This window comes from Escherichia sp. XD33, assembly GCF_019375075.1.
In the GTDB taxonomy this organism is placed as follows: domain Bacteria; phylum Pseudomonadota; class Gammaproteobacteria; order Enterobacterales; family Enterobacteriaceae; genus Enterobacter; species Enterobacter flexneri_A.
In genome coordinates this window covers 1-11,885 of sequence record NZ_JAENDM010000075.1, presented here as the reverse complement: position 1 = coordinate 11,885, position 11,885 = coordinate 1, and the positions used below count along the sequence as shown (strand labels likewise).

Annotated in this window: 13 protein-coding genes; all 13 read left to right on the top strand. The window is 56.8% G+C overall.

The window, feature by feature from the left end:
• Nucleotides 1–15: 15 nt before the first annotated feature.
• Nucleotides 16–369 (top strand): head-tail joining protein, encoded by a 354-nt coding sequence (locus K0778_RS23385; RefSeq protein ID WP_000752996.1) that lies wholly within the window; start codon nucleotides 16–18, stop codon nucleotides 367–369.
• Between the two features lie 11 nt (nucleotides 370–380).
• Nucleotides 381–956, top strand: coding sequence for a phage tail protein (locus tag K0778_RS23380; protein ID WP_097338514.1), 576 nt, complete (start codon nucleotides 381–383; stop codon nucleotides 954–956).
• Nucleotides 953–1,348 carry a phage minor tail U family protein gene (locus K0778_RS23375; protein ID WP_000683145.1) on the top strand — a complete coding sequence of 132 codons (396 nt, stop codon included), beginning with the start codon at nucleotides 953–955 and terminating at the stop codon, nucleotides 1,346–1,348. The genes K0778_RS23380 and K0778_RS23375 overlap by 4 nt, the downstream gene beginning before the upstream one ends.
• A gap of 7 nt (nucleotides 1,349–1,355) precedes the next feature.
• Complete coding sequence (locus tag K0778_RS23370; RefSeq protein ID WP_130090513.1) at nucleotides 1,356–2,096, top strand: phage tail protein; 741 nt, start codon at nucleotides 1,356–1,358, stop codon at nucleotides 2,094–2,096.
• A 15-nt stretch (nucleotides 2,097–2,111) separates the two neighbouring features.
• The gene (gpG, locus tag K0778_RS23365) at nucleotides 2,112–2,534 is read left to right on the top strand and encodes a phage tail assembly chaperone G (protein ID WP_000479155.1); all 423 of its coding nucleotides are present in this window, start codon (nucleotides 2,112–2,114) and stop codon (nucleotides 2,532–2,534) included.
• Nucleotides 2,516–2,950 carry a phage tail assembly protein T gene (locus K0778_RS23360; protein ID WP_097307730.1) on the top strand — a complete coding sequence of 145 codons (435 nt, stop codon included), beginning with the start codon at nucleotides 2,516–2,518 and terminating at the stop codon, nucleotides 2,948–2,950. The genes gpG and K0778_RS23360 overlap by 19 nt, the downstream gene beginning before the upstream one ends.
• Nucleotides 2,943–5,522, top strand: coding sequence for a phage tail tape measure protein (locus K0778_RS23355; RefSeq protein ID WP_130090512.1), 2,580 nt, complete (start codon nucleotides 2,943–2,945; stop codon nucleotides 5,520–5,522). Before K0778_RS23360 ends, K0778_RS23355 begins: the two co-directional genes overlap by 8 nt.
• Complete coding sequence (locus tag K0778_RS23350; protein WP_000847401.1) at nucleotides 5,519–5,848, top strand: phage tail protein; 330 nt, start codon at nucleotides 5,519–5,521, stop codon at nucleotides 5,846–5,848. Before K0778_RS23355 ends, K0778_RS23350 begins: the two co-directional genes overlap by 4 nt.
• A complete protein-coding gene (locus K0778_RS23345) occupies nucleotides 5,848–6,546 on the top strand; it encodes a phage minor tail protein L (protein ID WP_001152612.1) in 699 nt (232 codons plus the stop codon). The genes K0778_RS23350 and K0778_RS23345 overlap by 1 nt, the downstream gene beginning before the upstream one ends.
• A 5-nt stretch (nucleotides 6,547–6,551) precedes the next feature.
• Nucleotides 6,552–7,295, top strand: coding sequence for a C40 family peptidase (locus K0778_RS23340; RefSeq protein WP_153449147.1), 744 nt, complete (start codon nucleotides 6,552–6,554; stop codon nucleotides 7,293–7,295).
• Nucleotides 7,292–7,840: a tail assembly protein gene (locus tag K0778_RS23335; protein ID WP_232044480.1), complete on the top strand. Its 549-nt coding sequence runs from the start codon at nucleotides 7,292–7,294 to the stop codon at nucleotides 7,838–7,840. Before K0778_RS23340 ends, K0778_RS23335 begins: the two co-directional genes overlap by 4 nt.
• 59 nt (nucleotides 7,841–7,899) lie before the next feature.
• Nucleotides 7,900–11,379 (top strand): phage tail protein, encoded by a 3,480-nt coding sequence (locus K0778_RS23330; RefSeq protein ID WP_153520313.1) that lies wholly within the window; start codon nucleotides 7,900–7,902, stop codon nucleotides 11,377–11,379.
• A 68-nt stretch (nucleotides 11,380–11,447) separates the two neighbouring features.
• Nucleotides 11,448–11,885: Ail/Lom family outer membrane beta-barrel protein (locus K0778_RS23325; RefSeq protein WP_153449166.1), on the top strand; the 438-nt coding region annotated here is incomplete at its 3' end.

The following is an 11,885-nucleotide window of genomic DNA, read 5'->3' as shown; positions in this document are numbered from 1 at the left end:
ATAACGGGAGGCGCTGTGGCTGATTTCGATAACCTGTTCGATGCTGCCATTGCCCGCGCCGATGAAACGATACGCGGGTACATGGGAACGTCAGCCACCATGACATCCGGTGAGCAGTCAGGTGCGGTGATACGTGGTGTTTTTGATGACCCTGAAAATATCAGCTATGCCGGACAGGGCGTACGCGTTGAAGGCTCCAGCCCGTCCCTGTTTGTCCGGACTGATGATGTGCGGCAGCTGCGGCGCGGCGACACGCTGACCATCGGTGAGGAAAACTTCTGGATAGACCGGGTTTCGCCGGATGATGGTGGAAGCTGTCATCTCTGGCTTGGTCGGGGCGTACCGCCTGCCGTTAACCGTCGCCGCTGAAAGGGGGATGTATGGCCATAAAAGGTCTTGAGCAGGCCGTTGAAAACCTCAGCCGTATCAGCAAAACGGCGGTGCCGGCTGCTTCAGCAATGGCCATTAACCGCGTGGCCACAACGGCGATTAATCAGTCTTCGTCTCAGGTCGCCCGTAAAACCCGGGTACAGCGAAAACTTGTTAAAGAGCGCTCCCGGCTGAAACGGGCTACGGTCAGAAATCCGAACGCAAAAATTATCGTTAACCGCGGTGATTTGCCTGTTATTAAGCTGGGGATCAGGATGCTCGGTCATCGCCCGAACAGCATACTCAAAGCTGGTCAGCATCGTTATCAGCGGGCATTCATCCAGCGATTAAATAATGGGCGCTGGCATGTTATGCAACGTTTGCCAGAAGCCCGGTATGCGAAGGGCAATGACGATAAGGGAAGGAAAAAGCGTAATCGTCTTCCCATTCAGGTGGTGAAAATTCCGATGGCAGCCCCACTGAAACAGGCTTTTGATGAGAACGTGAACCGTATCCGGCGCGAACGTCTGCCTAAAGAACTGAGCTATGCGCTGAAACAACAACTGAGGATTGTGATAAAGCGATGAAACATACTGAACTCCGTGCAGCCGTACTGGATGCACTGGAGAAGCATGACACCGGGGCGACGCTTTTTGATGGTCGCCCCGCTGTTTTTGATGAGGAAGATTTTCCGGCAATTGCCGTTTATCTCACCGGCGCTGAATACACGGGCGAAGAGCTGGACAGCGATACCTGGCAGGCGGAGCTGCATATTGAAGTTTTCCTGCCTGCTCAGGTGCCGGATTCAGAGCTGGATTCGTGGATGGAGTCCCGGATTTATCCGGTGATGAGCGATATCCCGGCACTGTCAGATTTGATCACCAGTATGGTGGCCAGTGGCTATGACTACCGGCGCGACGATGATGCGGGCCTGTGGAGTTCAGCCGATCTGACTTATGTCATTACCTATGAAATGTGAGGACGATATGCCAACACCAAATCCTCTGGCACCGGTGAAAGGTGCCGGGACCACACTGTGGGTTTATAAGGGGAACGGTGACCCTTATGCGAACCCGCTTTCAGACGTGGACTGGTCGCGTCTGGCAAAAGTTAAAGACCTGACGCCCGGCGAACTGACAGCTGAGTCCTATGACGACAGCTATCTCGATGATGAAGATGCGGACTGGACTGCGACCGGGCAGGGGCAGAAATCAGCCGGAGATACCAGCTTCACGCTGGCGTGGATGCCCGGAGAGCAGGGGCAGCAGGCGCTGCTGGCGTGGTTTAATGAAGGTGATACCCGTGCCTATAAAATCCGCTTCCCGAACGGCACGGTCGATGTGTTCCGTGGCTGGGTCAGCAGTATCGGTAAAGCGGTGACGGCTAAGGAAGTGATCACCCGCACGGTGAAGGTCACCAATGTGGGACGCCCGTCGATGGCTGAAGATCGCAGTACGGTGACGGCAGCAACCGGCATGACGGTAACGCCAGCCAGTGCTTCCGTAGTGAAAGGGCAGAGCACCACGCTGACCGTGGCATTCCAGCCGGAAGGTGTAACCGACAAGAGCTTCCGTGCGGTGTCAGCGGATAAAACAAAAGCCACCGTGTCGGTCAGTGGTATGACCATCACCGTGAAAGGCGTTGCTGCAGGTAAGGTCAACATTCCGGTTGTATCCGGTAATGGTGAGTTTGCTGCGGTTGCAGAAATTACCGTCACCGCCAGTTAATCCGGAGAGTCAGCGATGTTCCTGAAAACCGAATCATTTGAACATAACGGTGTGACCGTCACGCTTTCTGAACTGTCAGCCCTGCAGCGCATTGAGCATCTCGCCCTGATGAAACGGCAGGCAGAACAGGCGGAGTCAGACAGCAACCGGAAGTTTACTGTGGAAGACGCCATCAGAACCGGCGCGTTTCTGGTGGCGATGTCCCTGTGGCATAACCATCCGCAGAAGACGCAGATGCCGTCCATGAATGAAGCCGTTAAACAGATTGAGCAGGAAGTGCTTACCACCTGGCCCACGGAGGCAATTTCTCATGCTGAAAACGTGGTGTACCGGCTGTCCGGTATGTATGAGTTTGTTGTGAATAATACCCCTGAACAGACAGAGGACGCCGGGCCTGCAGAGCCTGTTTCTGCGGGAAAGTGTTCGACGGTGAGCTGAGTTTTGCCCTGAAACTGGCGCGTGAGATGGGGCGACCCGACTGGCGTGCCATGCTTGCCGGGATGTCATCCACGGAGTATGCCGACTGGCACCGCTTTTACAGTACCCATTATTTTCATGATGTTCTGCTGGATATGCACTTTTCCGGGCTGATGTACACCGTACTCAGCCTGTTTTTCAGCGATCCGGATATGCATCCGCTGGATTTCAGTCTGCTGAACCGGCGCGAGGCTGACGAAGAGCCTGAAGATGATGTGCTGATGCAGAAAGCGGCAGGGCTTGCCGGAGGTGTCCGCTTTGGCCCGGACGGGAATGAAGTTATCCCCGCTTCCCCGGATGTGGCGGACATGACGGAGGATGACGTAATGCTGATGACAGTATCAGAAGGGATCGCAGGAGGAGTCCGGTATGGCTGAACCGGTAGGCGATCTGGTCGTTGATTTAAGTCTGGATGCGGCCAGATTTGACGAGCAGATGGCCAGAGTCAGGCGTCATTTTTCCGGTACGGAAACTGATGCGAAAAAAACAGCGGCAGTCGTTGAACAGTCGCTGAGCCGACAGGCGCTGGCTGCACAGAAAGCGGGGATTTCCGTCGGGCAGTATAAAGCCGCCATGCGTATGCTGCCTGCACAGTTCACCGACGTGGCCACGCAGCTTGCAGGCGGGCAAAGTCCGTGGCTGATCCTGCTGCAACAGGGTGGTCAGGTTAAGGACTCCTTCGGCGGGATGATCCCCATGTTCCGGGGGCTTGCCGGTGCGATCACCCTGCCGATGGTCGGGGCCACCTCGCTGGCGGTGGCGACCGGTGCGCTGGCGTATGCCTGGTATCAGGGTAACTCAACCCTGTCCGATTTCAACAAAACGCTGGTCCTTTCCGGTCATCAGTCGGGTCTGACGGCAGATCGTATGCTGGTCCTGTCCAGAGCCGGGCAGGCGGCAGGGCTGACGTTTAACCAGACCAGCGAGTCACTCAGTGCACTGGTTAAGGCGGGGGTAAGCGGTGAGGCTCAGATTGCGTCCATCAGCCAGAGTGTGGCGCGTTTCTCTTCTGCATCCGGTGTGGAGGTGGACAAGGTCGCTGAAGCCTTCGGGAAGCTGACCACTGACCCGACGTCGGGGCTGACGGCGATGGCGCGCCAGTTCCATAACGTGACGGCGGAGCAGATTGCGTATGTTGCTCAGTTGCAGCGTTCCGGCGATGAAGCCGGGGCATTGCAGGCGGCGAACGAAGCCGCAACGAAAGGGTTTGATGACCAGACCCGCCGCCTGAAAGAGAACATGGGCACGCTGGAGACCTGGGCAGACAGGACAGCGCGGGCATTCAAATCCATGTGGGATTCGGTGCTGGATATTGGTCGCCCGGACACTGCCCAGGGAATGCTGGAGAAAGCAGAAAAGGCTTTTGATGAGGCGGACAAAAAATGGCAGTGGTATCAGAGCCGGAGCCACCGGCGCGGTAAAACCTCAGCATTTCTTGCCAATCTCCGGGGAGCATGGGAGGACAGAGCGAATGCGCAACTTGGGCTTTCCGCCGCCACGTTGCAGGCCGATCTTGAAAAGGCCAGAGAGATGGCAGCAAAGGACTGGGCCGAGTCTGAGGCATCACGGCTGAAATATACCGAAGAGGCGCAGAAGGCTTACGAACGCCTGCAGACGCCGCTGGAGAAATATACCGCCCGTCAGGAAGAACTGAACAAGGCACTGAAAGACGGGAAAATCCTGCAGGCAGATTACAACACGCTGATGGCGGCGGCGAAAAAGGATTATGAAGCGACGCTGAAAAAGCCGAAACAGTCCGGCGTGAAGGTGTCTGCGGGCGATCGTCAGGAAGACAGTGCTCATGCTGCCCTGCTGACGCTTCAGGCAGAACTCCGGACGCTGGAGAAGCATGCCGGAGCGAATGAGAAAATCAGCCAGCAGCGCCGGGATTTGTGGAAGGCAGAAAGTCAGTTCGCGGTACTGGAGGAGGCGGCACAACGTCGCCAGCTGTCCGCACAGGAGAAATCCCTGCTGGCGCATAAAGATGAGACGCTGGAGTACAAACGCCAGCTGGCTGCACTTGGCGACAAGGTTACGTATCAGGAGCGCCTGAACGCGCTGGCGCAGCAGGCGGATAAATTCGCACAGCAGCAACGGGCAAAACGGGCCGCCATTGATGCGAAAAGCCGGGGGCTGACTGACCGGCAGGCAGAACGGGAAGCCACGGAACAGCGCCTGAAGGAACGGTATGGCGATAATCCGCTGGCGCTGAATAACGTCATGTCAGAGCAGAAAAAGACCTGGGCGGCTGAAGACCAGCTTCGCGGGAGCTGGATGGCAGGCCTGAAGTCCGGCTGGAGTGAGTGGGAAGAGAGCGCCACGGACAGTATGTCGCAGGTAAAAAGTGCAGCCACGCAGACCTTTGATGGTATTGCACAGAATATGGCGGCGATGCTGACCGGCAGTGAGCAGAACTGGCGCAGCTTCACCCGTTCCGTGCTGTCCATGATGACAGAAATTCTGCTTAAGCAGGCAATGGTGGGGATTGTCGGGAGTATCGGCAGCGCCATTGGCGGGGCTGTTGGTGGCGGCGCATCCGCGTCAGGCGGTACAGCCATTCAGGCCGCTGCGGCGAAATTCCATTTTGCGACCGGGGGATTTACGGGAACCGGCGGCAAATATGAGCCAGCGGGGATTGTTCACCGTGGTGAGTTTGTCTTCACGAAGGAGGCAACCAGCCGGATTGGCGTGGGGAATCTTTACCGGCTGATGCGCGGCTATGCCACCGGCGGTTATGTCGGTACACCGGGCAGCATGGCAGACAGCCGGTCGCAGGCGTCCGGGACGTTTGAGCAGAATAACCATGTGGTGATTAACAACGACGGCACGAACGGGCAGATAGGGCCACAGGCGCTGAAGGCTGTTTATGACGTAGCCCGTAAGGCGGCAATGGATGTTGTGACCGGGCAGATGCGCGATGGTGGTCTGTTCTCCGGAGGTGGACGATGAAAACCTTCCGCTGGAAAGTGAAACCCGGGATGGATGTGACATCTGCTCCTTCCGTCAGGGAGGTGCGCTTTGGTGATGGCTATTCCCAGCGTGCGCCTGCCGGGCTGAACGCTGACCTGAAAACGTACAGCGTGACGCTGTCTGTCTCCCGTGAGGAGGCCACGGCGCTGGAGTCGTTTCTGGCTGAGCACGGGGGCTGGAAGGCCTTTCTGTGGACGCCGCCTTATGGTTACAGGCAGATAAAGGTGACCTGCGCAAAATGGTCGTCGCAGGTCAGTATGTTGCGTGTTGAGTTCAGCGCAGAGTTTAAACAGGTGGTGAACTGATGCAGGATATCCGGCAGGAAACACTGAATGAATGCACCCGTGCGGAGCAGTCGGCCAGCGTGGTGCTCTGGGAAATCGATCTGACAGAGGTCGGTGGAGAACGTTATTTTTTCTGTAATGAGCAGAACGAAAAAGGTGAGCCGGTCACCTGGCAGGGGCGACAGTATCAGCCGTATCCCATTCAGGGGAGTGGTTTTGAACTGAATGGCAAAGGCACCAGTACGCGCCCCACGCTGACGGTTTCTAACCTGTACGGTATGGTCACCGGGATGGCGGAAGATCTGCAGAGTCTGGTCGGCGGAACGGTGGTCCGGCGTAAGGTTTACGCCCGTTTTCTGGATGCGGTGAACTTCGTCAACGGAAACAGCGATGCCGATCCGGAGCAGGAGGTGATCAGCCGCTGGCGCATTGAGCAGTGCAGCGAACTGAGCGCAGTCAGTGCCTCTTTTGTACTGTCCACGCCGACGGAAACGGACGGCGCTGTTTTTCCGGGGCGTATCATGCTGGCCAACACCTGCACCTGGACCTATCGCGGTGATGAGTGCGGTTATCACGGTCCGGCAGTCGCGGATGAATATGATCAGCCGACGTCCGATATCACGAAGGATAAATGCAGCAAATGCCTGAGCGGCTGTAAGTTTCGCAATAACGTCGGCAACTTTGGCGGCTTCCTTTCCATTAACAAACTTTCGCAGTAAATCCCATGACACAGACAGAATCTGCGATTCTGGCGCACGCCCGGCGATGTGCGCCAGCGGAGTCGTGCGGCTTCGTGGTAAGCACGCCGGAGGGGGAAAGATATTTCCCCTGCGTGAATATCTCCGGTGAGCCGGAGGCGTATTTCCGTATGTCGCCGGAAGACTGGCTGCAGGCAGAAATGCAGGGTGAGATTGTGGCGCTGGTCCACAGCCACCCCGGTGGTCTGCCCTGGCTGAGTGAGGCCGACCGGCGGCTGCAGGTGCAGAGTGATTTGCCGTGGTGGCTGGTCTACCGGGGGACGATTCATAAGTTCCGCTGTGTGCCGCATCTCACCGGGCGGCGCTTTGAGCACGGTGTGACGGACTGTTACACACTGTTCCGGGATGCTTATCATCTGGCGGGGATTGAGATGCCGGACTTTCATCGTGAGGATGACTGGTGGCGTAACGGCCAGAATCTCTATCTGGATAATCTGGAGGCAACGGGGCTGTATCAGGTGCCGTTGTCAGCGGCGCAGCCGGGCGATGTGCTGCTGTGCTGTTTTGGTTCATCGGTGCCGAATCATGCCGCTATTTACTGCGGCGACGGCGAGCTGCTGCACCATATTCCTGAACAACTGAGCAAACGAGAGAGGTATACCGACAAATGGCAGCGACGCACACACTCCCTCTGGCGTCACCGGGCATGGCACGTATCTGCCTTTACGGGGATTTGCAACGATTTGGCCGCCGCATCGACCTTCGTGTGAAAACGGGGGCCGAAGCCATCCGGGCGCTGGCCATGCAGATCCCGGCGTTTCGTCAGAAACTGAGCGATGGCTGGTATCAGGTGCGCATTGCCGGGCGTGATGCAGGCGAAAACGAATTATCAGCCCGTCTTAATGAGCCGCTGAAAAATGGTGCCGTGATCCACATCGTTCCGCGTCTTGCGGGAGCAAAAAGTGGCGGTGTGTTTCAGGCGGTGCTGGGTGCGGCGCTGATTGCAGTGGCGTGGTGGAACCCTGCAGGCTGGCTGGGAGCTACGGCTTTATCGGGCATGTATGCTGCGGGGGCCAGTATGATCCTTGGTGGTGTGGCGCAGATGCTGGCACCGAAAGCCAGAACTCCCCGTACACAGACAACGGATAACGGCAAACAGAACACCTATTTCTCCTCACTGGATAACATGGTTGCCCAGGGCAATGTTCTGCCGGTTCTGTACGGTGAAATGCGCGTGGGGTCGCGGGTGGTCTCTCAGGAGATCAGCACGGCAGACGAAGGGGATGGTGGTCAGGTTGTGGTGATTGGTCGCTGATGAAAAACGTTTATGTGAAACCGCCTCCGGGCGGTTTTGTCGTTTATGGAGCGTGAGGAATGGGTAAAGGCAGCAGTAAGGGGCATACTCCGCGCGAAGCGAAGGACAACCTGAAGTCCACGCAGTTGCTGAGTGTGATCGATGCCATCAGCGAAGGGCCGGTTGAAGGTCCGGTGGATGGATTAAAAAGCGTGCTGCTGAACAGTACGCCGGTGCTGGACAGTGAGGGGAATACCAATATATCCGGCGTCACGGTGGTGTTCCGGGCCGGTGAGCAGGAGCAGTCACCGCCGGAGGGATTTGAATCCTCCGGCTCCGAGACGGTGCTGGGTACGGAAGTGAAATATGACACGCCGATCACCCGCACCATTACGTCTGCAAACATTGACCGACTGCGTTTTACCTTCGGCGTGCAGGCACTGGTGGAAACCACCTCAAAGGGGGACAGGAATCCGTCGGAAGTCCGCCTGCTGGTTCAGATACAGCGTAATGGTGGCTGGGTGACGGAAAAAGACATCACCATTAAGGGCAAAACCACCTCGCAGTATCTGGCCTCGGTGGTGGTGGATAACCTGCCGCTGCGCCCGTTTAATATCCGGATGCGCAGGATGACGCCGGACAGCACCACAGACCAGCTGCAGAACAAAACGCTCTGGTCGTCATACACCGAAATCATCGATGTGAAACAGTGCTACCCGAACACGGCACTGGTCGGCGTGCAGGTGGACTCGGAGCAGTTCGGCAGCCAGCAGGTGAGCCGTAATTATCATCTTCGCGGGCGTATTCTGCAGGTGCCGTCGAACTATAACCCGCAGACGCGGCAATACAGCGGTATCTGGGACGGGACGTTTAAACCGGCATACAGCAACAACATGGCCTGGTGTCTGTGGGATATGCTGACCCATCCGCGCTACGGCATGGGGAAACGTCTTGGTGCGGCGGATGTGGATAAATGGGCGCTGTATGTCATCGGCCAGTACTGCGACCAGTCGGTGCCGGACGGCTTTGGCGGCACGGAGCCGCGCATCACCTGTAATGCGTACCTGACCACACAGCGCAAGGCGTGGGATGTGCTCAGTGATTTCTGCTCGGCGATGCGCTGTATGCCGGTATGGAACGGGCAGACGCTGACGTTCGTGCAGGACCGACCATCAGATAAGGTGTGGACCTATAACCGCAGTAATGTGGTGATGCCGGATGATGGCGCGCCGTTCCGCTACAGCTTCAGCGCCCTGAAAGACCGCCATAATGCCGTTGAGGTGAACTGGATTGACCCGGACAACGGCTGGGAGACGGCGACAGAGCTTGTGGAGGATACGCAGGCCATTGCCCGTTACGGTCGTAACGTCACGAAGATGGATGCCTTTGGCTGTACCAGCCGGGGGCAGGCACACCGCGCCGGGCTGTGGCTGATTAAAACAGAACTGCTGGAAACGCAGACCGTGGATTTCAGCGTGGGTGCCGAAGGGCTTCGCCATGTGCCGGGTGATGTTATTGAAATCTGCGATGATGACTATGCGGGGATCAGCACCGGCGGGCGCGTGCTGGCGGTGAACAGCCAGACCCGGACGCTGACGCTCGACCGTGAAATCACGCTGCCATCCTCCGGCACCACGCTGATAAGCCTGGTTGACGGAAGTGGCAATCCGGTCAGCGTGGAGGTCCAGTCCGTCACCGACGGCGTGAAGGTGAAAGTGAGCCGGGTTCCTGACGGCGTTGCCGAGTACAGCGTGTGGGGGCTGAAGCTGCCGACGCTGCGCCAGCGCCTGTTCCGCTGTGTGAGTATCCGTGAGAACGACGACGGTACGTATGCCATCACTGCAGTGCAGCATGTACCGGAGAAAGAAGCCATCGTGGATAACGGGGCGCACTTTGACGGTAACCAGAGCGGCACGGTGAATGGTGTCACGCCGCCAGCAGTGCAGCATCTGACCGCCGAAGTCACCGCAGACAGCGGGGAATACCAGGTGCTGGCCCGCTGGGACACGCCGAAGGTGGTGAAGGGGGTGAGCTTTATGCTTCGCCTGACCGTGGCAGCGGATGACGGCAGTGAGCGGCTGGTCAGCACGGCCCGGACGACGGAAACCACTTACCGCTTCACACAACTGGCTCTGGGGAACTACAGGCTGACAGTCCGGGCAGTAAATGCATGGGGACAGCAGGGCGATCCGGCGTCGGTATCGTTCCGGATTGCCGCACCGGCAGCGCCGTCGCGGATTGAGCTGACGCCGGGCTATTTTCAGATAACCGCCACGCCGCATCTTGCGGTTTATGATCCGACGGTACAGTTTGAGTTCTGGTTCTCGGAAAAGCGGATTGCGGATATCAGGCAGGTTGAAACCACAGCCCGCTATCTTGGTACGGCGTTGTACTGGATAGCCGCCAGTATCAATATCAAACCGGGCCATAATTATTATTTTTACGTTCGCAGTGTGAACACCGTTGGCAAATCGGCATTCGTGGAGGCTGTTGGTCAGCCGAGTGATGACGCATCCGGCTATCTGGATTTTTTCAAAGGCGAGATAGGGAAAACCCATCTGGCTCAGGAGCTGTGGACGCAGATTGATAACGGTCAGCTTGCGCCTGACCTGGCTGAAATCAGGACGTCCATTACGGATGTCAGCAATGAAATCACACAGACCGTCAATAAGAAACTGGAAGACCAGAGTGCAGCGATCCAGCAGATACAGAAGGTTCAGGTTGATACAAATAATAACCTGAACAGCATGTGGGCCGTGAAACTGCAGCAGATGCAGGACGGACGCCTTTATATTGCGGGTATCGGTGCCGGTATTGAGAATACGCCAGCAGGAATGCAGAGTCAGGTGCTGCTGGCGGCAGACAGGATTGCGATGATTAATCCTGCGAATGGCAACACAAAGCCGATGTTTGTTGGTCAGGGTGATCAGATATTCATGAACGAAGTGTTCCTGAAACGCCTGACGGCCCCCACCATTACCAGCGGTGGAAATCCACCGGCATTTTCCCTGACACCGGACGGAAAGCTGACTGCTAAAAATGCGGATATCAGCGGTAACGTGAATGCGAACGCCGGGACGCTCAACAACGTCACGATTAATGAAAACTGTCGGGTTCTGGGAAAACTGTCTGCGAACCAGATTGAAGGCGATCTCGTTAAAACAGTGGGCAAAGCTTTCCCCCGGGACTCCCGTGCACCGGAGCGGTGGCCATCAGGGACCATTACCGTCAGGGTTTATGACGATCAGCCGTTTGACCGGCAGATTGTTATTCCCGCGGTGGCGTTTCGTGGCGCTAAACATGAGCGGGAGAATAACGATATTTATTCGTCATGCCGCCTGATAGTGAAGAAAAACGGTGCTGAAATTTATAACCGTACCGCGCTGGATAATACGCTGGTTTATACAGGTGTTATTGATATGCCTGCCGGTCGCGGTCACATGACGCTGGAGTTTTCGGTATCAGCGTGGCTGGTAAATGACTGGTATCCCACAGCCAGTATCAGTGATTTGCTGGTTGTGGTGATGAAGAAATCCACAGCAGGTATCACGATTAGCTGAATTTTCATAACCCATATGCGGGCGCCATTTCTGGCGCCTTTTTTATTGCAGAAAAGCGAGAGGTAATTATGCGTAAAGTTTGTGCAGCCATTTTGTCCGCAGCCATCTGTCTGGCCGTATCCGGTGCGCCTGCATGGGCGTCTGAACATCAGTCCACACTGAGCGCGGGGTATCTTCATGCCCGTACGAACGCTCCCGGCAGCGATAATCTGAACGGGATTAACGTGAAATACCGTTATGAGTTTACGGACACGCTGGGGCTGATTACGTCATTCAGTTATGCCAACGCTGAAGATGAGCAAAAAACGCATTACAGCGATACCCGCTGGCATGAGGATTCCGTGCGTAACCGCTGGTTCAGCGTGATGGCGGGGCCGTCTGTACGCATGAATGAATGGTTCAGCGCGTATGCGATGGCGGGTGTGGCTTACAGCCGTGTGTCGACTTTCTCCGGGGATTATCTCCGCGTAACTGACAACAAGGGGAAAACGCACGATGTGCTGACC